The sequence below is a fragment of the Virgibacillus siamensis genome (assembly GCF_039522605.1).
In the GTDB taxonomy this organism is placed as follows: Bacteria; Bacillota; Bacilli; order Bacillales; family Amphibacillaceae; genus Lentibacillus; species Lentibacillus siamensis.
Window position 1 is genome coordinate 150,972 of the sequence record NZ_BAAADS010000015.1, and the last position, 23,797, is coordinate 174,768.

The window sequence follows — 23,797 nt, forward strand, 5'->3', positions numbered from 1 at the left end:
AGTGAAGAAGGTTTTATTATTATTCATTATTGTTGCAATGTCCGCATTCGTGGCGGCATGCGGGAGTTCCGATGCAAGTGAGGATAAATCAAATGGGGATACAGAAACCATTACGGTAAAACATGAACTGGGTGAAACGGACGTACCGAAGAATCCGGAGAACGTTGTGGTGTTTGATTACGGAACACTGGATACGCTCGACAAGCTTGGGATTGACGTAACCGGTGTCCCACATGGAAGTATGCCTGATTATTTGTCCAAATATGAAAGTGATGATTATGAAAATGTGGGAAGTTTAAAAGAGCCGGATTTTGATAAACTTGCGCAAATTGACCCGGATCTGATTATCATTTCCGGCAGACAATCGTCCTTGTATGAACAGCTGCAGGAAATTGCACCAACGATTTATTTGGGGGTAGACACCACCCGATACATGGATTCATTTAAAGAAAACCTGCAAACAATCGGAAAAATATTCGATAAACAGGATGAGATTGATAAGGAACTGAAGAAAATTGAAAAATCCATCGCTGACCTGAAAGAAAAAGCTTACAACATGGATAAAAAAGCACTGATTATTCTGGCCAATGATGATAAAATCAGCGCATACGGTCCGAAGTCACGGTTTGGTTTGATTCATGATGTGTTTGGAGTGCCGGCTGTTGATGAAGGAATTGAAGTATCAACGCATGGCATGAACGTCTCTTTTGAATACGTAGTTGAACAAAATCCGGATATTCTGTACGTTATTGACCGGGGAGCAGTTGTCGGAAGTGATTCATCCGCAAAACAACTGGTGGAAAACGAACTTACCAAAAAAACAAATGCCTATAAAAATGATAACATCGTATACCTGGATCCGGATTTCTGGTATCTGTCAGGTGGCGGTTTAGTATCCGTTCATGAAATGGTGAATGAAATAGCTGCAAGTTTGGAATAATGATAAGTAGAAAGGGGCAATCCATCGAAGGTTGTCCCTTTTGAATGGAAAAAATACATTTAGATTTACAATCCGGAAAACTCCCGATATGGTGGGGTTTTTACGGCAGAAGTTTGGAATGAAATGTAAATGAAATGTAAAGATAAGGCTTGAAGCGCGCCGGGACAACTTTAAGAGGTTCTTAGCCCTGTTAAAATACTTGCTATCACCAGCCTTCGTATGTTTGAATATAAGGACAATCATATGAAATGAGGGAAATCTTTGATGAAAAAGTTTATAATGCTGTTTCTGGCAGTAAGCATTGCAGTCGTTTTAGGTGCCTGTGGAGATGATTCCGCCAGCGGAGACAAGCAAGCAGATAAACAATCAGAGCAATCAGAGCAATCAAAACAGAGTAACAAGCAAAATGTTGAAATAACGGATAAAGAAAAAGTAAAAAATGACAAAGTCGTATTGAAGGTAAATGATAATAAAGTTAATGGTAAAGAATATAATGCGATGTATGCACAGACGAAAATTTTGATGAATCAATATGGAAAAGATGTCAGCAACACGAAGAAATTAAAACAGCAAACACTTGATATTTTGATTCAGCAGGAACTTTTAAAGCAGGATGCGAAGAAAAACGGAATTAACGTCTCTGATGAAAAAGTACAAAAGAAATTCGATAAAACAAAAGCTCAAAACAAGAAGCAATTCGCCAAAATTCTTGATCGCTACCATTTGACAGAAGATGTATACAAGCAGCAGCTGGCTTTTGAATTGACACTGCAGAAATATATTGATCAGGAGCTTCCAGATACAAAGGTTACGGATAAAGAAGCAAAAGAACAGTACAAGAAAATTAAGAAACAGCAAAAGAAGATGCCAAAATTTGATAAAATTAAAGACCGCTTAAAACAACAGATGCAAAGTCAAAAAGAAAACCAAAAGCTGCAGGCTAAAGTAAAAAGTCTGAAGGATAAAGCTGATATTAAAGAAATGATTTAAGCGTAAGGGCAGTTAACAGCAGCTGCCCCTGTAAAGGAATGGCAGCCGCCCGTTAATTCGGACGGCTGCCATTTTTACAATCCATTTTGTCCAGTTCACGCAATAAATGCTGCATCTGTTCATCAGTTCCAATCGTGATCCGGAGATAATTTTCAATTTGCGGTTTTGTAAAGTGTCTGACCAAAATATGTTGTTCCTTCAGTCTTGTGTACAGTTGCTCAGCTGTATGCTTATAATGACTGACAAACACAAAGTTCGCGCTTGATGGAAGGACATGAAATCCGCGCTTTTTTAATTCGTCAACTGTCCAATCCCTCGTTCGGGTGATTTTTTCAGTTGTTTTGCGAAAGTATTCCGTATCCATAATAGCCGCTTTCGCTCCGGCTATTGCCAGACGGTCCAATGTATAGGAATTAAACGAATCCTTAATGCGTATCAGTGCTTCAATTAACTCAGGGTGTCCCAATGCAAATCCAATGCGCAGTCCGGCAAGTGACCGTGACTTTGACATGGTCTGCACCACAAGCAGATTGTCATACATATTCACCAGGGATACAGCTGATTCACCGGCAAAATCCACGTATGCCTCGTCAATGATGACGACCCGATCCGGATTGCTGTCCAAAATATCCCGAATCGAATCCAATTCCAGATAAATACCTGTCGGTGCATTCGGATTTGGAAAAATAACACCGCCCTCTGATTGGAAAAAACATTCCGGCTGGATGGTAAAGTCCCGGTTTAGTTCCACTTCTTCAAACGGAATGTTGAACAGCTTGGCATAGACCGGGTAAAAACTGTAGGAAACAGCCGGAAATCGAATGGTTTCCAAACTGTTGAAAAACGCCATAAAAGCAAATGCCAGTACTTCATCTGATCCATTGCCAACAAATATATTTTTACTTTCCAGCGTATAGTAATCTGCTATTTTTTGACGCAGCCCATCAACAGTTGGCGATGGATACAGCTGCAGTTTACGATCCAGTTCTTGTTGAATTTCTTCACGTACAGCGGGTGAGGGCGGATATGGATTCTCATTCGTATTCAATTTCAGCAAATCAGGCAGATCAAGCTGTTCACCGGGTACATACGGTTCTGTGCGTCTGACCGTTTCACTCCAGAATTTACTTGTCATAGCCATTTCCCTTTGCAATGTGCCGGCCGTATAATACCTCTTTAATATCACCAATCGATACATCCAGCAGTTCCATTAGCACTAATGTATGGTACGTCAGGTCAGCAATTTCCCATTTGATTTCATCTTTGTCATTATTTTTTGCACCAATAATTACCTCGCTGCTTTCTTCACCAACTTTTTTAAGAATCTTATCAATTCCTTCCGTGAATAGGTAGTTGGTGTAGGAACCTTCAACGGGTTTCTGCCGCCGCTCCCTGATTTTTCCGGCAACATCATGGATTACGGTCCGGCTAGCTTCCTTGCCCGAAATAAGCGATTGATAAAAACAGGATGTTTCCCCTGTATGGCAAGCTGGTCCTTTCGGGTCGACCTGCACCAGCAATGCATCTGCATCGCAATCATACGATATACCGTTAACAAGCTGTTTGTTGCCGGATGTTTCCCCTTTATTCCAAAGTTCCTGGCGTTTTCTGCTGAAGAACCAGGTTTCGCCGGTATCAATGGTTTTTTGTAATGCTGTTTCATTCATGTACGCAAGTGTGAGAACGTCACCTGTTTTGGCATCCTGAATGATAGCGGGGATCAGCCCGTTCTCGTCAAATGAAAGGTGATTAAAAGTTATTTCCATGATGGTTCCCTCCTGACTGTAATGCTGTTTTCGCTGAGAAAGTCTTTCAGTTCGGCTATATTAATCTCACCGTAATGGAACACAGATGCGGCAAGGGCAGCATCGGCTCCACCTGTTTTCAGTACATTTGAAAAGTGCCCCATCGTACCGGCGCCGCCGCTGGCAATTACCGGAATGTTGACATGTTCCGAAATGGCTCTGGTCAGTTCCAGGTTATAGCCGTTCTTTTCCCCGTCCGTATCAATTGCGTTGATGACAATTTCTCCGGCACCACGTTTTTCTCCGTCCATTGCCCATTCAATGGCATCCATCCCGGTATCCGTTCTTCCGCCATTTATATATACCTGCCACTTGTTTGTACTGACTGCTTTTGCATCAATGGATAGCACAATACACTGACTGCCGAATTTCATCGCGGCATCAGTCAGTATTTGCGGGTCTTTGACTGCTGCGCTGTTGATGGATACCTTATCCGCTCCGGCCCGTAATGTCCGGTGGATGTCATCGACGGACCGGATCCCGCCACCGACTGAAAAAGGAATGGCGATTTCAGCAGCTACATTTTGCACGACATCCAAAAAAATATTGCGTTCTTCGCTGGAAGCCGTAATATCATAAAAAACAAGTTCATCAGCACCAGCCTGGTTATATTTTTTAGCCAATTCAACCGGGTCCGCCACGTCCTTGATGTTCTTAAATTTACGTCCTTTCACAACCCGTCCTCTATCAACATCAAGACAGGGGACGATTCGTTTAGCGAGCATTTGCATCACCTTCCATCAAAGCGGCAAGATCTAGTGCCCCATCGTAAAGTGCTTTGCCAATAATGGCGCCGTACAGATCCATTTCCCTTAGCAGAGCAATATCGGCTTCGGTTGTTATGCCGCCCGAGGCGATGACATTCATGGAAGTTGCAGTATCCATCTTTTGAAGTTCTTTAAAATTTGGTCCTTTCAGCATACCGTCTTTCATAATGTCTGTGTATACAATGGTTTGAACACCGACTTCCTCAAGCTCTTTTACAAGGTCAACCGCCTTTACATCGGTTGTTTCCGTCCAGCCATCGGTCGCTGCGTAACCATTTCTGGCATCGATGGAGACAGCAATTTTTGATCCGTATTCAGCTGCTGCCTCTTTTAGTAAGGTTTTATCCGTAATCGCGGCAGTGCCAAGAATGACGCGGTCAACTCCAGCCTGCACATATTCATCGATTCGCTCCAGTGAACGGATTCCGCCGCCGACCTGAACGGGGATGGACGTTTCCTCGGCTATTTTTTTAATGGTACTGAGGTTCGTGGAATCACCTGACTTGGCACCATCAAGATCAACAACATGCAGATAGGCCGCATTTTTTTGCTGCCAGTCAAGTGCAGCTTTTACGGGGGAGTCGTTATAAATCTTTACCTGATTATAATCTCCCTGTCTCAGGCGGACACATTTTCCGTTTTTGATGTCGATTGCTGGTAATACGATCATGAAACCATCTCCCCAAAATTTTTTAACAGCTGCAGTCCGGTCTCACCGCTTTTTTCCGGATGGAACTGCATGCCCGTAATGTTTTTAGACTGAACTATAGCCGGAACTGTTCTACCATATTCGGAACTGCTGATGAGATCCTCTTTTTGATTATCGGTAACAGCATAGGAATGGACAAAATAAACATAGGCTTTCTGGTTAATCGCGTTCAAAATAGCGTTTCGTTGATGGTGCTTTAGTGTATTCCACCCCATATGCGGCACTTTTACCGAATCCGGAAGCAGGCTGACATTGCCTTGTAACAGTCCCAGACCCTGCCAATTGCCATTTTCAAAGCTATGCTCGTAAAACAGCTGCATGCCGAGGCAAATTCCCAAAATCGGTTTCCCGGCTGAAGCCTCTTCGGTAATGGTGCCGACTAAATTGTGTCTTCTCAGCGCATCCATGGCATCTTTAAATGCCCCAACACCAGGCAGGATAATTGCCGCGGATTGTTTAATTGTTGGGATATCGGTTGTCAGACAAGTATCAAGCCCGATCCGCTGACATGCAAACTGCAGACTTTTGATATTGCCGGCACCGTAATCGATGATCGCAATCATAGCTTCTGTCTCCTTTACAAAATTACTATCAATTATAAAACACGTACGCGCGAGCTGCTGGGCAAACGAGCGAAGTCGGCACCCAAACGAGCGAACTAAGCACTAAAACGTGCAAACCCACCATCCATACGTGCGAACCTGCGAGCCAAACATGCGCAGCACTTTTCAATCCGTGCTTCCCTACTACAATGACCCTTTTGTCGATGGGACCCCTTCAATCCGCGCATTCCGGAAGCTTGCCTGGTCGAGCGCCCGGCCAAAGCCTTTAAAAATGGACTCAATCATATGATGTGTATTGGAACCGTAAGCGAGATTGATATGAAGGGTCAGTCGTGCATTGCTGGCAAATGCCTGGAAAAACTCTTCAACCAGCTCTGTATCAAACGTGCCCGCTTTATCTTTAAGCCCTCCTACATGATAAACAAAGTACGCTCGCCCGCTGATATCAACCGAAACCGTTGACAGGGATTCATCCATTGGCGTGGTTACTGTCGCATAACGGTTAATACCTTCTTTATCTCCCAGTGCCTTGTTGAAAACCTGCCCAAGCGCTATGCCGATATCTTCCACAGTGTGATGCTGATCCACTTCTAAATCACCGTCACAGGTAAGTTCCATATCAAAAAGTCCGTGCCGGCTCATCAAATTTAGCATATGATCCAGAAATCCGACGCCGGTATCTACCTTGGCTGTTCCGGTTCCATCGATGGAAAAAGTCAGATTAACTGCTGTTTCGCTTGTGCTTCGCTGAATAGACTGTTTACGCATCATTGACATCCCTCCTTATCAGAATTGAATTGGCATGTGCAGTCAATCCTTCTGCGTTTGCCAGGGTAATAATACTGTCGGACGCTTCCTGCAGTGCCTGTCTTGAATATTGAATAATGCTAGATTTTTTAACAAAGTCATATACACCAAGCGGTGATGAAAATACAGCGGTTCCACTGGTCGGCAGGGTATGGTTCGGACCGGCAAAATAATCTCCTAGTGGTTCGGGTGCATAGTTTCCCAGAAAAATGGCTCCCGCGTTCTGAATCGTTCCCAGTTTTTCGGCAGGATTTTCAATCATCAGCTGCAGGTGCTCGGGAGCTATCTCATTCACGACATCAAATGCTTCGGAAAGGGTGTCTGCAATGATAATTTTTCCGTTTGCTTCAAGTGATTTTTCAATAATTGCTTTTCGCTCAAGCTGTCCAGTTTGGCTTGATACCGATTCACTGATTTTTTCCGCAAGCACCCGATTTGTTGTAATGCAGATGGACCGTGCCTGTTCATCATGCTCGGCCTGTGATAAAAGGTCTGCAGCGGCAAATTCCGGCTGTGCAGTTTCGTCCGCGACAACACATATTTCACTTGGTCCTGCAATCATATCGATGGCAACATCCCCATAAACCCACTTTTTAGCGCGCGCAACGAATGCATTTCCCGGTCCGACAATTTTGGCCACTTTTTCAATTGATTCCGTTCCGTACGCTAATGCGGCAATCGCCTGTGCACCGCCGAGTTTATATACTTTATCAACACCGGCAAGTTTAGCTGCCACTAATACTTCAGGGCTTATTTTCCCGTCCGGTCCTGGTGGTGTGGTGATACAAATTTTCCCCACGCCAGCCAGTTTTGCTGGAATGACATTCATCAGCACTGTGGACGGATAAGCGGCTTTTCCGCCGGGTACATAGATGCCGGCTTTCTCAAGGGGGTTAACCTGCTGGCCAAGCATTACGCCATCCGCCCGATTGGTGAACCATGACTTTTCTTTCTGGTTTTCGTGAAATGCGGCAATGTTTTCCCGGGCTTGTTCCAATGCAGTCATAAATGTATCACTGACAGTTTCTTCTGCTTCCAAAAATTCTTCCTGTGACACGGTTAGCTGCCCCAATTGTACTCCGTCAAATTTTTCCGTATAGTGAAACAGCGCGGCATCACCTGATTCCCGGACGTTTTGAATAATATCCAGCACTGTTTTATCTAATTTAGCGTTGTTCACCGTGGCATCTGACAACGAATTTTTTTCCGCTCTGAATTGTTCCGCTGTCATTATGTTCATTTTTCCACCTCCATGGCCGACTGCAATTTATGGATCAGGTCATGTGTTGCCTGAGACCGTGTCGTAAAACTTGCTTTATTCACAATCAGCCTTGTACTGACAGGTTCTATTTCTTCCATCACTTCCAGTCCATTTTCCCGCAGTGTTGTCCCGGTTTCGACGATGTCTACGATCACATCCGCCAATCCGATTAATGGTGCAAGTTCAACCGATCCGTTCAGCTTAATTGTCTCTGCCATTATTCCTTTCTTCAGGAAGTGGTTCCGGCTCACATTCGGATATTTTGTAGCAACCGTTATCTGATGAGCGTCACCCAATGAAGTTTCAGGTTTTCCGGCCACCGCAAACCGGCATGCACCAATTTTCAGGTCCAAAAGTTCATAAACATCGGCCTGTGATTCCAGAATCGTGTCTTTGCCGGCGACACCAATATCGGCAGCTCCATTTTCCACATATGTCGGAACATCAACTGCTTTGACACAGATCAGGCTGACCGATTGATCTTGGGTGTGAAAAATCAGTTTTCTGCTTGTCGGGTCAAATTCGGGAAAATGGATCCCGGCATTTTCCAGCAGGCTGATGGTGCTTTCGGCAGTTCGTCCTTTGGCAAGTGCTATTGTGATAGGTTTCATGTGCTGTTTTTCATTCCCTTCTCAATGAGCCGCAATAGTTCCCCTCTATTTCTAAAAGCAGTTTTCTTTCCATTCATGATCAGCAGATTCTCCGCTGCAGTGAATCTGATTTCACAATCGGCAGTTTCCTGCTTGGCTGATGAGGAGGCAACTACGGGATACCCAATCTCCCTTAAGTCATTTGCTGCAGCCAGTGCCACATTCTGTTTGCTTTCCTCGTAAACTATCAACATATTATCTGTGACAAAGGATTGGTCCGCCTTGTTTGCCTTGTAAATTACCTGCAGCAGGCGGTCAACGTCACAGGCAAATCCAATCGCCGGCATGTCAGCGCCGAAGTTTCCGGCAAGATGATCATACCTTCCACCCATAAGCACCGGCTTCCCCAGACTTGATACAAATCCCTGGAAGATGACACCCGTGTAGTAGTTCATGTTATTGATTAATCCCAAGTCGAATACAACATAGTCGGTCAGTTCATATGCCTCCAACAGTTGATAAACATTCCGCAGTTTTTCTAGTGTCAGCTTCATTGTTTTGTTTAAAACAAGTTTTTCCGCTTGTTCGATTACATTTTCCGGGGCACCATACAGCATCGGGGTTGCCCGGACAGCTGCGATCAGTTCCTTTTCAGCAGAAAGGTCCGCAAGCAATGTTCCAAGCTCAGCAACATTTTTGGATTGAATGAATGTTTTAATTTGTTCTGTTTGTTCTGCCGGTATATTCAGGTCATCCAGAAGTGCTTTGAAAAATCCGGCATGACCGACTTCCAGTTTAAAGGAGTCAAAACCAAGATCTTTCAGGGATTGAATCGCAAGTGCAATAACTTCCGCATCATTTTCAGCTGTGCTTTCCCCAAAGCATTCAACACCAGCCTGTGTTACTTCTTTCCGATCTATTTGTTCGAATGACTGACGAAAAACGTCCTGAACGTAAAACAGCCGCGAATTGTGAACGGTCTTATTTTCTGCAGCGGCCATCCGGGTAATAGGGATGGTCATATCCGGCCGCAAGACAAGAACTTTTCCGGAATTGTCCACGACTTTAATCATGTCATCTTTCGGAATGGTGCCGACTATTGCAGCGTATAAATCGTAATCTTCAAAAACTGACGTTTGTACCTGTCTGTAGCCATAAGTGAAAAAACGATTTTTTAGGGTGGAAATGGTACGGTTCCATATTTGAAAATCTGTGACGCTGGTATCTTTGGAATTATCCAGTAAATATTGCTGCAAGGAAATTTACTCCTTTCATTCGCTTTACTACTTTATCGCTTTATTTAATTAAAGTTATCTAGTATTCTATACAGTAACAGAAATCTTGTCAACCAGAAAGGATGAATTGTAATGTTTGATTACCACATTCACAGTAACTTCTCGGCAGACTGCGACACGCCGATGGAACAGACAATTGAAAAAGCAATGGAACGCGAAATGAAGGAGATATGTTTTACGGAGCATATTGATTATGATTATCCCGATGAATCAATCGTGTTTGAATTTGACCTGGAAGCATACGACAGAAAAATCAGGGAAGTACAGTCCGCATATAAAGATTGTATTCAGATTAAAAAAGGGGTGGAAATTGGACTGCAGCCGCATTTACTGAACCGGTATAATAATTTGTTGGAAAATCATCGCTTCGACTTTATCATTTGCTCCATGCACAGCGCTGAAGGAAAAGATCTCCACTCAGGAAGTTTTTTCGCAGACAGAACGCCTGAAGCGTCCTGTGAAGCGTATTACAGTGAATTGCTCTCATGCATGAAGGATTTCTCTAACTTCAGTATCCTTGGACATATTGATTTGGTAAAACGATATTTACAGCAGGAAAGCACCGAACATTTTCATGAGGTAATACGTGAAATTTTCCGTGAAATTATTCCAGCGGGAAAGGGGATTGAACTGAATACGTCGGGAAAACGGTATGGAATGGAGCAGGGCATGCCAAGTATGGATATTCTAAAACTGTACAAGGAGTGTGGCGGTGAGATTCTTACACTCGGGTCTGATTCACATGTGGCATCAACCGTCGCCTACGATTTCCGTGACGCCATTGAACTGCTGAAACAGATTGGATTTACGTATGTAACCACTTTTAATGAGGGAGCACCGGAGTTTCATAAGCTAAGCAAATTTTAACAGCGCGTTAAAAAACAGACACAATTTTTCTGTATTTATAAGACATGAAAAGAGGCAGGATGGTATAATAAGGATAGTGTAATAAATATTTAACAGTAGCTGGTGAATACATGAAAGGCATAACAAAATTTTTATTAGTCATTGCCGGATCCGTTTCACTGGTGTTAGGTCTCATTGGCATTATACTGCCATTGCTGCCTACTACACCGTTATTGCTGCTCGCTGCAGCCTGCTATGTCAGAAGTTCAAAACGGTTGTATTTATGGCTGATTACGAATAAATATTTTGGTTCCTATATAGAAAACTACAGGCAGGGCAGGGGGATTCCTTTAAAAGCAAAAGTAATGGGGGTTATCGTCCTATGGATTACCATGGGTTTTTCCATTGTGTTTGTTATTCCGTTACTGGCGATTAAATTATTGCTGGTCGGTATCGGAGCCTTTTTCACATGGTTTATTTTAAAGCAGAAAACGTTACATAACGTGGAAAGATAAAAACAAGTTAGCGGGGTCAGTTTTTTGAAGAAGCAACATATTATAATTGCAGCAGCTTTATTTTCATTTTTCATCATTACATTTCTGATGACAGATGTGCGGAAATCAGCTGAATCGGAAAACAAGATAAAATACCCAACTGTGTTTGTTCACGGATACAAAGGTACAGTCAACTCTTTCGGCAACATGCTGGACCGGTATGAACACAAGTATGGCTGGGGGAATAAGGCAATTGTTTATCATGTGTCTTCTTCAGGACATCTGAATGTTCGTAACCTCAGCAAGGGTAAAAATGAACCGGCATTCGTTCAGGTTATTTTTGAAAATAACAGGGCGAGTATTGCGGACACTTCCAAATGGCTGGCAAAAGTATTAGCGCATATGAAGCGTGTCTACCGGATTGATTCAGTCAATCTTGTCGGGCATTCCATGGGCGGACTCGTTTCCATGAAATATGTTCAGGCATATCAGGATACAGCTGAATACCCGCGTGTCCATAAGCTCGTTACGATCGGCAGCCCGTTTGATGGCATATACAGTAAAGAGTACTTTCAAATCAATCGTGATCCGGCAACAGTTGATTTGAAGCCCGATTCCGGTGCGCTGAAATTGTTGCAGGCGAACAAAGAGGCTATTCCTGATTCACTGCAGGTGTTAAGCATCGGAAGTACCGGTGACATTGTAGCACTGCCGGAAAGCGTGCATGCCATACGAAAGATTGTAAGTGAAGATCAGTTAACAGAGAAAATCATTGAAAATAAGTCGCTAGGTCACAGCGGGTTACATGAAAGTGCAACAGTTGACATTTTGGTCTATTCATTTCTGGGCAGTTAAGAACATAAATAATTTTTTCTTACTGCCTAAGTGAAACGATAGCTGTCATCGAAATGCCTGGTGATAACTAAGTTTTCTAATTGCCAGAAATAATTGATTTGACTATTTATAAAAGGGTTGATTTTAGTGGTAAATTATCATCATGTGTACGATCAATTAACCGAAATTACATCAGTGGATAATGTGATGGTTGATGAACACTTGAAAAATCATACGTATACACGTTTAGGCGGAAAAGCCGATTTTTTCGTCACACCGGAAACATATGAACAAGTGCAGGAAATTGTAAAGTTATCCAATAAAGTGGATCTGCCGTTTACGTTACTGGGAAACGGCTCCAATCTCATTGTGAAAGACGGGGGCATCCGGGGAATTGTTCTGAATTTAAAAAGACTGACGGATATCTCAACAGATGGAACCATTCTTGTGGCGCAGAGTGGAGCCAGAATTATTGATGCATCAAGACACGCATTATCGAAATCACTGGCAGGATTGGAATTTGCCTGTGGTATTCCCGGATCTGTCGGCGGGGCATTATTTATGAACGCCGGTGCATATGGCGGTGAAATTAAGGATGTGCTGGAAAGTACGATTGTTGTTGACAGGGAAGGTAATCTCCTGAATCTTTCAGCTGATGATCTGGATCTGGAGTATCGTTCCAGTAATATTCCCGATAACGGATATATTGTGCTGGAAGCGACTTTTTCCATGAAGAACGGGGATTATGATGAAATCAAAGCGATTATGGATAACCTGACATTTAAGCGTGAGTCAAAACAGCCGCTTGAATATCCGTCCTGTGGCAGCGTGTTTAAACGTCCGCCCGGTTATTTTGCTGGAAAACTGATTCAGGACAGCGGTCTCCAGGGAAAACAACTGGGAGGTGCCCAAGTATCCCTGAAACACGCCGGATTTATTGTGAATCGGGATGCAGCAACAGCAGATGAATATATCGGACTGATTCATTTTGTTCAGGATACGGTCAAAGATAAGTTCGGCGTCAGACTCGAACGTGAAGTAAAAATAATCGGAGAAGATCTTGTTGAGGAAAAGAATGCATAAAAGGCGCCGAGGCAACGGTATTCGGTGTACAGATAAACGCAATCCCCATCTTTAAGCACGTTAAGGTGGGGATTTTGAAATAATACGGTCCTTCATCTGGGAATACGATCCTTCACAGGAAAATATGGTCCTTCAGGAGGAAATACGATCCTTCAGGAGGAAATACAGTCCTTCCCGAGTCTCAGTGTTGCTGTAGTTGGCGGTTTTTCTTCCTCTTTCGGCGCTGATAGGTGGCAAACATGACACCACCCACAATAAATAGCGAACCAATTATTTCATGCCCGGTAATTGGTTTCTGCAGCAGAATAACCCCCATGATCATCGCGATGAACGGTTCCAAATTGGATAAAATAGATGCCTTTGATGCATCAGCATAGCGGATATGATGATTCCAGACCAGGGTTGCGATTCCATGGACAACAATGGCCGTTACGATCAGAAGTCCCCAGGGCTGCCAGTCTTTTCCCAATATGACAGGGTCGTCCGCAATAAAAATAACGGGTACGGATACAACAAAACCAATAACATTTGAATACAAAGTTGTGACAACAGGACTTATCCGCTGTGATAATATCCGGGTGATAATAATCAGGATGGCAAACGACACCATGGTACCGACAATCCATAACAGGCCGGGCTCAAAATGCAGTGCAGCTCCGCCTTTCGTCACGACAAAATAAATGCCGATGATGGCAATCACAGAACCAAAAAGCATGCGCGATGTAAATTTTTCCTTTAAAAAAGTCGCTGCCAGAATGCCCGTCAAGATAGGGGCTGTGGCAAGAATTAGTGCTGAAGTCGTGGAATCTGCCGTAACGAGCCCTTCAAAAAAAGTCCATTGATTAATGAATACTCCTATGATACCGAGCAGGATAATCCAGGCCCAATCACGTGATGAAATTTTTTCGAGTCCATGTTTAAATAAAACGAATCTAATCAGAAAAAAGACGATAAACATTAACCTTAGTGATGTTATAACTGCCGGGGAAAAATAGTCAACCAGGATTTTGCCAAATACAAAGTTGCTTCCCCAGACCGTTACACAGAATGTCAGCCACAAATACGTTTTGAGCATACATCACCCTCCTCTGTCTTCATGCTGTCGACTGCTACATTTTAGCCAATTCAATAACCATTCTCAAATGAAACAGCTTAATAAAAGTTTCGTAACAGGGAGACTTGGTTTTGAAGAAAAAATCAACAATCAAACATGGAGTTTTCGTTATCCGGCACTTGATAGCAGAAAGTACTTGCAACTGGATTATAACGGAATGTTAATAACCCGCAAAGGTTGCTACATGTCCATTATGAAAATAAAATAATAATTGGATAAAGCTTGTTGAACACTAAAGCTTGAATTTAAATAAAGGAAGATAAGCATTGATGACATGGGATGTTCTGAATATCATAGGTACATTAGCTTTTGCGATTAGTGGTGCCATTATTGCGATGAGAGAGGATTATGACATACTGGGTGTTCAAGTGCTGGGTTTTACGACAGCATTTGGCGGCAGTACAATACGAAATCTCTTAATCGGTATACCGATCGAAACAATTTGGACACAAGGAGATTTATTCATTGCCGTTTTTATAACGAATATTATTATATTTATTTTACCGAATGATTGGGTGCTGAAATGGGATAAATGGGGGATTCTTTTTGATGCAATGGGGCTGGCTTCATTTGCAATACAAGGGGCTATGAGCGCAGTTCAAATTGGTGCACCATTAAGTGCCGTACTCGTTGCGGCAACCTTGACAGGGTGTGGAGGGGGTATGACACGGGATGTTTTTGCCGGGAGAAAGCCGATGATTTTTCGTGAAGAGATTTATGCGCTTTGGGCAACACTGGGCGGTTTAATGATTGGAGTTGGCCTTATTCAGGGACCTTGGACGACAGGTGCCCTGTTTGTTGCAATTGTTACGTTGAGGATGCTGTCGGTACATTTCAGATGGAGATTACCCCGGCATTCGGTGTCGTGATGATTTGATCTTATGGAGGACAAAAATCGCACCTTGCACAGTTGTGATTTTAGAATAAATAGTCAGGGCATGGTTGCAGCCATTTTTCCTTTTTTATTATGAAAATATATCGGTTCAAGTTCAATGTTTAAAAGGTTTTTTGCAAGACATGACAAATCGTTTCGGGTCGTAATGTGTTTGCTGCAATGACTATATTTATATAATAACAATTTCAGGGGCAGGCAGGACAACGCAAAAAGGCAAGCTGAATAAGTCAGCTTGCCTTTCTAAATGTCAATTCGATTATATCATCATTCTCCAGGAAATATTAGTCTATATTTTTAAAAATTTATTGGTAACCTTAATATAGATTGACTGGGAGGTAGTTATATGATTGAGTACAGAATAAAATCAGTTGGCGGATACGCTGAAAAAATTGGTGAACTTGTATCCATGTTGGAGTATTCAAGGGCTGTTACACTGGATGAGGTTAGGGGATTAGTACAGAAAGATTTGGATTTTCTGACGAATAAAAGTTCAAACACCATCGGAGCTATTCTACTGCATATTGCTTCGATAGAATTTGTTCATCAGGTAATCTCTTTTGATGAACGCGACATTAATGAGGTTGAACTGCAAAAGTGGAAAACAGCACTGGAACTTGGTCAACAGGCCAGAAGTGAAATTAGAAAAAATGATATTGAACACTATTTAACTGAGCTGGCTCAGGTTAGGGAACAGACATTAGCGACTTTAAAGGATTTCAGTGATGAATGGTTATTTGCGGAAAAACAATGGGAGAATGGCATTCCTTATAATAATTATTATCTCTGGTTTCATGTGCTAGAAGATGAAATAAATCATCGAGGGCAAATCAGAGCAATTAAGCGGGTCCTTTCCGAAAGTAAATAATAATACTGGCGAAGGAATTTCCCTCCCTCGAACAGCGAAGGTCGGCATATTTGGAAAGGAATCGAGTACATAGAGGTTCCAGAGTTTTTAGACCGAATCGGATATAAATTTTGAAATAGCCAAGGACCCTAGTTCAAGGTGGTAACGTAACAGTCAGTTTATAAATATATAAAGATTTCTTTCTATTGATGGTAGATACAGGATTGCAGGCTATTTTGATCAAATTTTATAATAACTATAAAAAAAGCTGACTCCAACGAGCCAGCTTTTTTTGGCAGATAAGAAAGTTTAATACTTTCTTATCTGCATAAGTGCAACTAAGCTTGTCACCTGAAGGCTTGGTGACAACCAAGTTTTCTAACCTATCAAGTTCTGAATCTGTGCAGGAAGCTTTGCAGGCGTTCGTTTGTGGAGTTTTCCAATACCTCCATTGGCGGCCCCTGCTCAGCAATAACTCCATCATCAAGGAAAAGAATACGGTCTGCAATGTCACGGGCGAATTCCATTTCATGGGTAACCAGCACCATTGCCATTTCACCTTCCTGTGCGATGTCACGGATTACTTCCAGAACTTCTCCGACCAGTTCTGGGTCCAATGCGGAGGTTACTTCATCAAACAGCATGATTTTCGGGCGCATAACCAGTGCCCGTGCCATTGCGACACGCTGTTTCTGACCGCCTGACAACTGATCAGGGTAACTATCGAGTTTGTCACCAAGACCAACCTTTTCCAGCATTTCAATGGATCGTTTTTTCGCATTCTGTTTTTCCACTTTTTGTACGTTGATTGGTGCAGTCATACAATTTTCAAGAATGGACATATGCGGAAACAGATTAAAGTGCTGAAAAACCATGCCGATATCACCGCGCACTTGTCTTAAATGTTTTTCATTAGCAGGTACCATTGACCCATTTTTCTCCATATGCCATAAGTTTGTACCGTCCACAATGATATCACCTGAAGTTGGTTCCTCAAGGGTCATCAGCATTCGAATAATTGTTGTCTTGCCAGATCCACTTGGTCCGATGACAGCAACCTTTTCGGCTGGTTTTATATCCAGATCGATGCCCTTCAGCACTTCTGTATCACCGAATGATTTGTGTACATCCTGGTATCTTACAATAGGTTCAGACATTCCATCACGTCTCCTTTTTTCTACAATGATCAGAAAAACGGGTACTCCCGCTTTTGTTTTTAATTTGCTTTGCTTTCCGTTACTGCATTTTTATCAAGTCGTCTGTTAAATTTCTTTTCCAGTTTATTGACCAGAAGTGCGGAAGGATAACTCAGCACAAGGAATAGAATTGCCACAATAGTAAGTGGTTCCAGGTATCTCCAGTGCTGTGCACCATAATCGTTGGCCAATGCCAAAATTCCAAGGAAACCGATTGTTGAAGCCAATGGAACTTCTTTAAACATTATAATTAAGTAGTTTCCCAGCATCGGAATGGTTGGTGGAATTGCCTGTGGAAGAATGATTTTGGTCCACTTTTTCCTCCTGGAGTAGTTGAGTGCTGTTGCAGCTTCCCACTGACCTGCAGGCACACCATCAATCCCGGACCGGTACACTTCACCAATGTATGTGCTGTAGTGAATACCGAGACCGATAACCGCACTTGTAAATGGATCGAGTGCCATGCCGACGACAGGAACCATTGGCCAAGCATAGTAAATAAAGAATAACTGTACCAACGGCGGGGTGGAACGGATAAATTCCATGATTCCGAGCAATGGAAGTCTGATAGCAGCAATCGGAAGTCTTTTCACAGCTGTCCAGAAAAACCCTACGATTAAAGCACACAAATAACAAGCGAGAGTCAGTAAAATAGTAATGCCAAGTCCTTCCAGAATAAGTGGGAAGGCATCGAAAAATGTCTGCCAACTCCAGTTACTTAAGCCACCACTCATGAGCTAGCCACCCCTTTCTTGGATGCAGCTTCCATTTTTTTCGTCAGCCAGATGAATGGAAGTGCAAGGATAAAGTAGAATACGAGCACAAGGAAGTATACGGTTGGCGCCTGATCCAGGTTGGAACTCCGTAAAATATCTCCGTAGTATAAAATATCAGTCATACCAATCAATGAAACCAATGATGTCGACTTCAACATCAAAATAAGGTAGTTGCCGAATTCCGGCAGCATCATCCGTACCGCCTGTGGGAAAATAATCAACCGCATCCGCTGAAATCTTGACATGTTTAATGCTGTGGAAGCCTCGTATTGCCCCTCAGCAACCGACAAGATGGATGTACGGACAATTTCTGACATGTATGCACCATAGTTCAGTGCAATGGCAAAAACGCCGGCCCAAAAGCTGCTTCCAATTTCCCAGCCGAATAGTATTGGCAATGCATAATAAAACCAGAATAATTGTACGATCAGGGAGGTGCCGCGAAACACTTCAACATAAAAGCTTGTAACTTTCCTTATGATGACATTGCGTGAAAGCTTACAAAACCCGGCAATAAACGCCATCAGATATCCTAGAACGATGGAAGCAAGCAGAACCTTGACAGTAATTTCTACCCCTTTTAACAGGACGGGGAAAATATCTGCTATTGCATCGATGATAATCACTCCTTTTGTGTTTACTATTACTTTATTAAAATAGTATTCAGTTTATACACCTTGTACAAATTTGGAAAGTAGTTTTTTTACATATTCGTTCAGAATCGGACATATCCACTTTCCTTTAAACAAAATGAAAGGGTCAGACCCCCTGGGTGAGGGAGCCGGACCCTATGGAGTCGTTGTTTTCGTACGTCAAGTTGTAAATCTGGTATGTGTCATTCTAGTATTGTTCGCCGCTGCATACTCCTTCAGCGGTGATATCTTCTGGTACTGAATTGTTTTCAGCACTGAAGCCGTTTTTCTTAAGAATCTCTTTAACTGTTCCGTCTTTTTTCAATTTAGCCAATGCTTCATTATATGCTTTACGCAGTTCATCGGCATCTTTATGGAATGCAGCTGCACCATAACTTGGGATACCTTCAATGTCAGGCTGTTCAAAGTCTGAAACGAATTCCAGCTTGTCATTTCCGGAAGATTTCAGTGCCATTTTAACCGTCATTTCTGTACCGGTTGTTGCATCCGCACGTCCGGAAGATACAGCAGAGAAAGTAGCCGGGATGTCAGCAGCCGTTTGAATCTGGCTTTCTTTCACACCCATTTGTTTTACATATTCAATTTCAGTTGCACCTTGCATGATAGAAACAGTTGCACCTTTTTCCGCAATGTCCTCATAGCTGTGCAGGTCCATAGGATTTCCTTTTGGAACAATTAATCCTTCCCCATACATCATGGACGGTTCGGCGAAATCAGCGTTTTCACAACGGTCCGGATTAATCGCCATACCTGCTGTGATAACGTCAAATTTTCCGGCGTTCAATCCAGGGATTAACTGGCTGAAATCTGCCAATTTACTTTCAAATTTTTCAACACCCATTTCTTTAAAAACGGCCTGTGCAATATCAACCGAAGCCCCTTTTAACTCACCATTTTCCTGATAACCATACGGCTTTTCGTTGGCGAATCCGATTGTAACAGTGCCTGAATCTTTAATTTTTGACAATACGCTGTCACCGCCGTCACTGCCGCTTCCGCCTGATCCCTCTTCTGAACCTGATCCGCAGGCCGCCAGCAGAACGAGCGAAAAGCAAACAACCGCTACTGCTAATAATTTTTTCATCTTCTAAATGACCTCCTCTTAATAATTTGTCTCTCTTAAGACTTTATGACTAGAAAATGGATAGTTGTACCCCGGGTACTTACCCGAGTGTGAATAAAGTGTAAATGGATGGGGAATTTATTTCTAACAGTCATACTATAATAGTATAGACTTTGGCCTATTCATTCAAACAGTATATTTTTAGATAATTTGGAATTTAACCGCATATTTGCTTGTGTGCTCTATAAAACTTATATATGCCGATATATACTTGTATATAATATTTTAAGCTTTTATTTGCTCGCTAATTGCTTTAATTATCCGAATAATTTTATGGACAAATATCTTGGAGGAGTCTAATATTGAACGTAATACTTAATAAATGGAGGGGAAATTATGCAGATTACCGTTTTAGGTGCAGGCGCCTTAGGTGGTTATTTTGGATCACGGTGGGAGAAAGCCGGTGCAGATGTAACCTTCCTTGTCAGGGAGAAAAGGGCTGAGCAGCTGCGCAGGAATGGATTGAAAGTTTTCAGCAGCAAAGGGGATTATACAAACAATAAACCAAAAGTAGTAACGGATACACATCAGATTGATCATCCTGAGCTTGTTTTTGTAAGTGTTAAAGGCTATCATTTACAGAATACAATTGATGATTTGAAAATATTGACGGAAAAAGGGGCATATGTCCTGCCTGTATTAAATGGCATGGAACATATTCCAGTTTTGCAAAAAGAATTGGGTAATGAAGCCGTGATTCCCGGATTGTCGTTTATTATGGCGACGTTGGATGATTCAGGGCATGTTATTCATTCAAGTCAATTTCACCGCATCATTTTCGGGATGCTGCATGATTCACAGAAAGAAATATGCAGCCGATTGGAGAACCTTTGTGGAAAAACAGATTTGGAAGCTGTAAACAGCAGTGATTCCATTCTGCATGAACTGTGGAAGAAGTATACATTTATAAATGCATTTTCCGGAATAACTACCGCCGTTGATTTGCCAATTGGGCCAGTCCGTGAAAATCCGGATACATTTCGAATCGCTGAACAGATACTTGTTGAAATGCAGCGATTGGCCGGTCAATATGGTGTCACGGTATCGGACAAGGAAGTTGAGGAGGCGAAAAAAACACTCCGAAATCTGGATCCGGAAGCGACGTCCTCCATGCATCAGGACCGGCGCAAGGAACTGCCGCTGGAAGTGGATCATCTTCATGGCGGAGCAATTCGGCTGGCAAAAGACAAGGGGATAGATGTGCCATATTTAGATGCAATCCATGGCATGATCAAGCCATTTGAAAGGATATAATCGAATGTATAAGATACGTGAACTGAAAAGAACCGATATTCCAGCAATCAATGCATTGGCTGAAAATGAGGGGAATATCCATTTACACCAGAAGGAACAGCCTATCAGCGATAACACTTTTGACAATATATTTGCCGGAAATGCAGAAAGACTCTATGTGATTGAAGAGAGCAGTGCTGTACGCGCATTTATTTTGTTTGAATTGAACAAAGAATCGAAACAAATCTACATTCATAAGCTGACTGTTGGGACAAGTTATGTTAAAAAAGGCTTGGATGAGCATTTATACAGCAAGGTGGAGCGGCTTGCCGAACGCAATGGCTATGAACAAATGCTGGCTGAAATTACAACATCAAGTTCGATAGTTCATACCTTTTTTGAGGAAAAGGGCTGGTATCGGTTAAATGGCAGTGATACGTTCTACAAGGCTGTTTTATAAAAGGTTGTTGTTATTAGACAATAATGAAGCTGTGACATAGTATTATCTATTCTGGTTCCCTGACTTCACGGCTGGAATATATTCGCTTTCAGTATTATAAGGTGGCAAATAGGGATACAAGTCCGTCACCAGAGATTGGTTGACAACTTATGTGCCCCACCGAGAAGCCGATGGAGCGCATAAATCGTATGATAAGTGATAAATGTCCCTGCGGATATTAGCGGCAAGGACACATTATCTTATGAAGGAATGCGGTTATTGATTAAAATCAACAAATATCCAATTAAAAGTAGTGTGTTTTGTAAGATGATAGGGGGCGTCTGTTACCCAGTAACAATGACAAATAGTAGAATAACAGGGGCGTCCTTTGGAGGAGAGTCACTGGATTTCAGGTATAGAGTACCTTCCTCGATATCGTAAATAGATGGAGGCTGCAACAGACCATTTACAAATAAATTTATATTGGAAACGTCGTTGGGGTCAAGTATGTCACTACTTCCGTATTGCTTTAATGCATCTTTGTTCGTATAAATTTTTTTACCTTCTTCAGCAAAGGCAATGTATTGAACAGTCTCCACTCCTATGGGGGCTGGTGTGTATCCCGAAGACACATTGATCGTAATAGATGGACTGAATATTGGATTAAATGTATTTGTGTTGGTTGGACTAATTTCAATACCGTTCTTAACCTCCCTGCTCTCCTTATCGCAATGATGGCAGCGGCATTGTGGATAGAGGTGCCTGTCACAGGGGGCCTTGGTTCCCTTATAATAGCGGTATTGTTTTTCGTTCAATGGTTTTCACCTCTTCCTGAAATAAAATTATGCTTTTCTAGTATCTTATTTTAAGGAAGGTGATTTGACTGTGCAGCTGACGGAGAAGTTAGGGTGTCTAGAATAAAGTGTTTAAATCAAGCCCTTTATACAAAGGTTTTTCACCACTTTAGCAAACCTTCCATTTTCTCTTTTGTATCCCAAATTAAACTTTACCTTCTTTGTAAACAATGACAGTTATTTTATATTCCTAATACGGTTCAAATATGATTTCGGCCTTTAAAAACACTTTGAGGCTCATTAAAGCAGGAAACAGTGCATAAATATTAAGGTGTATTAGATAATTATAAATTGAATCAAAGTCGTTTTTTTGGTAACAAATGTCATCGTTTTACAGGGGGAGGATTGTTTATGAGCATTGAACTTTTTTCACCAGCACCAACGGCCATTCGGGTATTTAAAGTAGGAGAGCCTAACCCCAAAAAAGTAAAACAAATGATTTATGGGCAGGCTACATCAGATGCAAATGGCATAGCAAAAATTTATTTTACAGACAATGGATTAGCAGATGGTAACTCATTACTGCAAACAATTGACTATGCTGTGGCAAGTGTATATTCCACAAATTCCACAATAAATGCAAGACCAAGGGTGCAAATGCGGGAGAAGAATATTACTAAAAAATATGTCTCCGCCAATGTTACAAATATTAGTGGTGTAACACTTTTGGGAGTTACTGTATTAGGTTCAGAAAATCCAGTGAGTGGAGCTATTGTAGATTTTATGATCTTAGGTAGTTTAAATAGTTAAGACAGGGGTGTATTGTAAATCCAAGTCGACTTTCTATGTGTCCCGCCAATATTTGTGACGGGATATAATGAGATAATATCTGTCCATTGCTTAATTTAAGTTTCAAATGTTCCCGAGGATGTTGGTGAGAAGTTGACGACTTGTAGTATGATGGGTGTGTTATTTTTGATCGAAGAGCCCCCTGTTGGAACTTGAATTACCAATGATCCAGTCCTGCGGTTCCAGGGGTATAGGTTGACAAGCCTTGCATTTGCTCAACGCCGTTAACGTAAACCGAGAAATAACTATTATTATTTGCGAGGTCTGGAAGCGCAGTAGCCGCTGAGCCGTTATCCTGTAAAAAGTCGCCTGCATCAATCGTTAATGTACCTCCAGCAGCAGTATTGGTTGTTGTGATATAAAAGAATTTTGCGGAATTGGGATTCACGTTGGTGGTAATCGCTCCATCAATAGATATTTTCATTAGTTGAAGTGCCATGTTAATTTTCACCTCCGTTTTCAGTGGCGTTGCCTTATCTTATGAAATGGATTTGAAAGCGTCTGGTTAGCGGTCCGGTTATTGTTGAAAATCAACAAATATCCAATTAAAGTGTTGGGTGAATAGAAGGTGTTAAAAGTGACTTCATTGAAATATAAAACTTACTCCAGCTTCAATAAATCATAGAACTAATCAATTCTGTTTCGTTCCTCCATTCTAAGAAGATAAATCAAAATTCCACGTGGAATAACACCAATAAGTATCGTTATAATATAATCAATTAATATCAGAAATGGCTTTGGCTTCAGGAAAGTATACACACCCAAATTCTCTAAAAGATAATTATAATATCCGAATACAAGTAGAGCCGAAAAAACGATATATACAACCTGAATTATTCATAGAAATCCCTTAATATCATGCTAACTCATGTCTGCCAAGAGATTTTACTAAATTGA

The 23,797-nt window shown here is 42.0% G+C and carries 27 protein-coding genes; 11 read left to right on the forward strand and 16 right to left on the reverse strand.

The features are described 5' to 3' along the window. The first annotated feature begins 1 nt into the window (after nt 1). On the forward strand, nt 2-940 hold the full coding sequence (locus ABD010_RS11090) for a siderophore ABC transporter substrate-binding protein (protein ID WP_343812993.1): 939 nt from the start codon (nt 2-4) through the stop codon (nt 938-940). 264 nt (nt 941-1,204) lie between these two features. Further along, the gene (locus ABD010_RS11095; RefSeq protein WP_343812996.1) at nt 1,205-1,930 is read left to right on the forward strand and encodes a SurA N-terminal domain-containing protein; all 726 of its coding nucleotides are present in this window, start codon (nt 1,205-1,207) and stop codon (nt 1,928-1,930) included. A gap of 52 nt (nt 1,931-1,982) precedes the next feature. On the opposite strand, the gene hisC is transcribed toward ABD010_RS11095, so the two are convergent. From hisC to hisZ, 9 genes are all read right to left on the reverse strand, one after another. Next, nucleotides 1,983-3,065, reverse strand: a complete 1,083-nt coding sequence (gene hisC / locus ABD010_RS11100) for a histidinol-phosphate transaminase (protein WP_343812998.1) — start codon at nt 3,063-3,065, stop codon at nt 1,983-1,985. Then, entirely contained in the window at nt 3,055-3,696 is a 642-nt protein-coding gene (hisIE, locus tag ABD010_RS11105) for a bifunctional phosphoribosyl-AMP cyclohydrolase/phosphoribosyl-ATP diphosphatase HisIE (protein ID WP_343813000.1), read from the reverse strand. The genes hisC and hisIE overlap by 11 nt, the downstream gene beginning before the upstream one ends. After that, a complete protein-coding gene (gene hisF, locus ABD010_RS11110) occupies nt 3,687-4,460 on the reverse strand; it encodes an imidazole glycerol phosphate synthase subunit HisF (RefSeq protein WP_343813002.1) in 774 nt (257 codons plus the stop codon). The genes hisIE and hisF overlap by 10 nt, the downstream gene beginning before the upstream one ends. Then, the gene (hisA, locus tag ABD010_RS11115; protein WP_343813004.1) at nt 4,450-5,172 is read right to left on the reverse strand and encodes a 1-(5-phosphoribosyl)-5-[(5-phosphoribosylamino)methylideneamino]imidazole-4-carboxamide isomerase; all 723 of its coding nucleotides are present in this window, start codon (nt 5,170-5,172) and stop codon (nt 4,450-4,452) included. The genes hisF and hisA overlap by 11 nt, the downstream gene beginning before the upstream one ends. Beyond that, the gene (hisH, locus tag ABD010_RS11120) at nt 5,169-5,774 is read right to left on the reverse strand and encodes an imidazole glycerol phosphate synthase subunit HisH (RefSeq protein WP_343813006.1); all 606 of its coding nucleotides are present in this window, start codon (nt 5,772-5,774) and stop codon (nt 5,169-5,171) included. Before hisH ends, hisA begins: the two co-directional genes overlap by 4 nt. 183 nt (nt 5,775-5,957) lie before the next feature. Then, on the reverse strand, nt 5,958-6,542 hold the full coding sequence (hisB, locus tag ABD010_RS11125) for an imidazoleglycerol-phosphate dehydratase HisB (RefSeq protein WP_343813049.1): 585 nt from the start codon (nt 6,540-6,542) through the stop codon (nt 5,958-5,960). Next, nucleotides 6,535-7,821, reverse strand: a complete 1,287-nt coding sequence (gene hisD, locus ABD010_RS11130) for a histidinol dehydrogenase (RefSeq protein ID WP_343813007.1) — start codon at nt 7,819-7,821, stop codon at nt 6,535-6,537. The genes hisB and hisD overlap by 8 nt, the downstream gene beginning before the upstream one ends. Beyond that, entirely contained in the window at nt 7,818-8,453 is a 636-nt protein-coding gene (gene hisG, locus ABD010_RS11135) for an ATP phosphoribosyltransferase (RefSeq protein ID WP_343813009.1), read from the reverse strand. Before hisG ends, hisD begins: the two co-directional genes overlap by 4 nt. Beyond that, nucleotides 8,450-9,688, reverse strand: coding sequence for an ATP phosphoribosyltransferase regulatory subunit (gene hisZ / locus ABD010_RS11140; protein ID WP_343813011.1), 1,239 nt, complete (start codon nt 9,686-9,688; stop codon nt 8,450-8,452). The genes hisG and hisZ overlap by 4 nt, the downstream gene beginning before the upstream one ends. 111 nt (nt 9,689-9,799) lie before the next feature. Here hisZ and ABD010_RS11145 point away from each other — a divergent pair, with 111 nt between their 5' ends. The 4 genes from ABD010_RS11145 to murB all read left to right on the forward strand — a co-directional run bounded on the left by ABD010_RS11145 (nt 9,800) and on the right by murB (nt 12,984). Beyond that, nucleotides 9,800-10,594 (forward strand): histidinol-phosphatase HisJ family protein, encoded by a 795-nt coding sequence (locus ABD010_RS11145; RefSeq protein WP_343813013.1) that lies wholly within the window; start codon nt 9,800-9,802, stop codon nt 10,592-10,594. Between the two features lie 110 nt (nt 10,595-10,704). Beyond that, on the forward strand, nt 10,705-11,088 hold the full coding sequence (locus ABD010_RS11150) for a YbaN family protein (RefSeq protein ID WP_343813015.1): 384 nt from the start codon (nt 10,705-10,707) through the stop codon (nt 11,086-11,088). A 24-nt stretch (nt 11,089-11,112) separates the two neighbouring features. Then, nucleotides 11,113-11,922 (forward strand): alpha/beta fold hydrolase, encoded by an 810-nt coding sequence (locus ABD010_RS11155; protein WP_343813017.1) that lies wholly within the window; start codon nt 11,113-11,115, stop codon nt 11,920-11,922. A gap of 186 nt (nt 11,923-12,108) precedes the next feature. Continuing rightward, nucleotides 12,109-12,984 carry a UDP-N-acetylmuramate dehydrogenase gene (gene murB / locus ABD010_RS11160; protein ID WP_390350866.1) on the forward strand — a complete coding sequence of 292 codons (876 nt, stop codon included), beginning with the start codon at nt 12,109-12,111 and terminating at the stop codon, nt 12,982-12,984. A gap of 181 nt (nt 12,985-13,165) precedes the next feature. On the opposite strand, the gene ABD010_RS11165 is transcribed toward murB, so the two are convergent. Beyond that, the gene (locus ABD010_RS11165; protein WP_343813021.1) at nt 13,166-14,059 is read right to left on the reverse strand and encodes a DMT family transporter; all 894 of its coding nucleotides are present in this window, start codon (nt 14,057-14,059) and stop codon (nt 13,166-13,168) included. 308 nt (nt 14,060-14,367) lie between these two features. Between ABD010_RS11165 and ABD010_RS11170 the strand changes: the two genes are divergently transcribed. Beyond that, the gene (locus ABD010_RS11170) at nt 14,368-14,967 is read left to right on the forward strand and encodes a trimeric intracellular cation channel family protein (RefSeq protein ID WP_343813051.1); all 600 of its coding nucleotides are present in this window, start codon (nt 14,368-14,370) and stop codon (nt 14,965-14,967) included. Between the two features lie 369 nt (nt 14,968-15,336). Then, on the forward strand, nt 15,337-15,858 hold the full coding sequence (locus ABD010_RS11175; RefSeq protein WP_343813023.1) for a DinB family protein: 522 nt from the start codon (nt 15,337-15,339) through the stop codon (nt 15,856-15,858). Between the two features lie 365 nt (nt 15,859-16,223). Here ABD010_RS11175 and ehuA read toward each other — a convergent pair whose 3' ends face one another. The 4 genes from ehuA to ehuB all read right to left on the reverse strand — a co-directional run bounded on the left by ehuA (nt 16,224) and on the right by ehuB (nt 19,546). Next, entirely contained in the window at nt 16,224-16,994 is a 771-nt protein-coding gene (gene ehuA / locus ABD010_RS11180) for an ectoine/hydroxyectoine ABC transporter ATP-binding protein EhuA (protein WP_343813025.1), read from the reverse strand. A 59-nt stretch (nt 16,995-17,053) separates the two neighbouring features. Further along, on the reverse strand, nt 17,054-17,767 hold the full coding sequence (gene ehuD / locus ABD010_RS11185; protein ID WP_343813027.1) for an ectoine/hydroxyectoine ABC transporter permease subunit EhuD: 714 nt from the start codon (nt 17,765-17,767) through the stop codon (nt 17,054-17,056). Next, nucleotides 17,764-18,426, reverse strand: coding sequence for an amino acid ABC transporter permease (locus tag ABD010_RS11190; RefSeq protein WP_343813053.1), 663 nt, complete (start codon nt 18,424-18,426; stop codon nt 17,764-17,766). The genes ehuD and ABD010_RS11190 overlap by 4 nt, the downstream gene beginning before the upstream one ends. Nucleotides 18,427-18,649: 223 nt before the next feature. Then, entirely contained in the window at nt 18,650-19,546 is an 897-nt protein-coding gene (gene ehuB, locus ABD010_RS11195; protein ID WP_343813029.1) for an ectoine/hydroxyectoine ABC transporter substrate-binding protein EhuB, read from the reverse strand. Between the two features lie 375 nt (nt 19,547-19,921). Here ehuB and ABD010_RS11200 point away from each other — a divergent pair, with 375 nt between their 5' ends. Together ABD010_RS11200 and ABD010_RS11205 are read left to right on the forward strand one after the other, a co-directional pair. Further along, nucleotides 19,922-20,839 (forward strand): ketopantoate reductase family protein, encoded by a 918-nt coding sequence (locus tag ABD010_RS11200; RefSeq protein WP_343813031.1) that lies wholly within the window; start codon nt 19,922-19,924, stop codon nt 20,837-20,839. A gap of 4 nt (nt 20,840-20,843) precedes the next feature. Beyond that, complete coding sequence (locus ABD010_RS11205; RefSeq protein WP_343813033.1) at nt 20,844-21,278, forward strand: GNAT family N-acetyltransferase; 435 nt, start codon at nt 20,844-20,846, stop codon at nt 21,276-21,278. Nucleotides 21,279-21,601: 323 nt separating this feature from the next. Here the strand turns inward: ABD010_RS11205 and ABD010_RS11210 are convergent, their stop codons facing one another. Continuing rightward, a complete protein-coding gene (locus tag ABD010_RS11210; RefSeq protein WP_343813035.1) occupies nt 21,602-22,072 on the reverse strand; it encodes a DUF4183 domain-containing protein in 471 nt (156 codons plus the stop codon). 390 nt (nt 22,073-22,462) lie between these two features. Here ABD010_RS11210 and ABD010_RS11215 point away from each other — a divergent pair, with 390 nt between their 5' ends. After that, complete coding sequence (locus ABD010_RS11215; protein WP_343813037.1) at nt 22,463-22,861, forward strand: hypothetical protein; 399 nt, start codon at nt 22,463-22,465, stop codon at nt 22,859-22,861. Between the two features lie 196 nt (nt 22,862-23,057). Here ABD010_RS11215 and ABD010_RS11220 read toward each other — a convergent pair whose 3' ends face one another. Further along, nucleotides 23,058-23,339, reverse strand: coding sequence for a DUF4183 domain-containing protein (locus ABD010_RS11220; RefSeq protein ID WP_390350863.1), 282 nt, complete (start codon nt 23,337-23,339; stop codon nt 23,058-23,060). Nucleotides 23,340-23,797: the final 458 nt, after the last annotated feature.

Coding starts and splice junctions, on each gene's coding strand:
- ABD010_RS11095 (WP_343812996.1), top strand. CDS start 1,205: ATGAAAAAGTTTATAATGCTGTTTCTGGCAGTAAGCATTGCAGTCGTT.
- hisC (WP_343812998.1), bottom strand. CDS start 3,065: ATGACAAGTAAATTCTGGAGTGAAACGGTCAGACGCACAGAACCGTAT.
- hisIE (WP_343813000.1), bottom strand. CDS start 3,696: ATGGAAATAACTTTTAATCACCTTTCATTTGACGAGAACGGGCTGATC.
- hisF (WP_343813002.1), bottom strand. CDS start 4,460: ATGCTCGCTAAACGAATCGTCCCCTGTCTTGATGTTGATAGAGGACGG.
- hisA (WP_343813004.1), bottom strand. CDS start 5,172: ATGATCGTATTACCAGCAATCGACATCAAAAACGGAAAATGTGTCCGC.
- hisH (WP_343813006.1), bottom strand. CDS start 5,774: ATGATTGCGATCATCGATTACGGTGCCGGCAATATCAAAAGTCTGCAG.
- hisB (WP_343813049.1), bottom strand. CDS start 6,542: ATGCGTAAACAGTCTATTCAGCGAAGCACAAGCGAAACAGCAGTTAAT.
- hisD (WP_343813007.1), bottom strand. CDS start 7,821: ATGAACATAATGACAGCGGAACAATTCAGAGCGGAAAAAAATTCGTTG.
- hisG (WP_343813009.1), bottom strand. CDS start 8,453: ATGAAACCTATCACAATAGCACTTGCCAAAGGACGAACTGCCGAAAGC.
- ABD010_RS11145 (WP_343813013.1), top strand. CDS start 9,800: ATGTTTGATTACCACATTCACAGTAACTTCTCGGCAGACTGCGACACG.
- ABD010_RS11150 (WP_343813015.1), top strand. CDS start 10,705: ATGAAAGGCATAACAAAATTTTTATTAGTCATTGCCGGATCCGTTTCA.
- murB (WP_390350866.1), top strand. CDS start 12,109: ATGGTTGATGAACACTTGAAAAATCATACGTATACACGTTTAGGCGGA.
- ABD010_RS11165 (WP_343813021.1), bottom strand. CDS start 14,059: ATGCTCAAAACGTATTTGTGGCTGACATTCTGTGTAACGGTCTGGGGA.
- ABD010_RS11170 (WP_343813051.1), top strand. CDS start 14,368: ATGACATGGGATGTTCTGAATATCATAGGTACATTAGCTTTTGCGATT.
- ABD010_RS11175 (WP_343813023.1), top strand. CDS start 15,337: ATGATTGAGTACAGAATAAAATCAGTTGGCGGATACGCTGAAAAAATT.
- ehuA (WP_343813025.1), bottom strand. CDS start 16,994: ATGTCTGAACCTATTGTAAGATACCAGGATGTACACAAATCATTCGGT.
- ehuD (WP_343813027.1), bottom strand. CDS start 17,767: ATGAGTGGTGGCTTAAGTAACTGGAGTTGGCAGACATTTTTCGATGCC.
- ehuB (WP_343813029.1), bottom strand. CDS start 19,546: ATGAAAAAATTATTAGCAGTAGCGGTTGTTTGCTTTTCGCTCGTTCTG.
- ABD010_RS11200 (WP_343813031.1), top strand. CDS start 19,922: ATGCAGATTACCGTTTTAGGTGCAGGCGCCTTAGGTGGTTATTTTGGA.
- ABD010_RS11205 (WP_343813033.1), top strand. CDS start 20,844: ATGTATAAGATACGTGAACTGAAAAGAACCGATATTCCAGCAATCAAT.
- ABD010_RS11215 (WP_343813037.1), top strand. CDS start 22,463: ATGAGCATTGAACTTTTTTCACCAGCACCAACGGCCATTCGGGTATTT.
- ABD010_RS11220 (WP_390350863.1), bottom strand. CDS start 23,339: ATGGCACTTCAACTAATGAAAATATCTATTGATGGAGCGATTACCACC.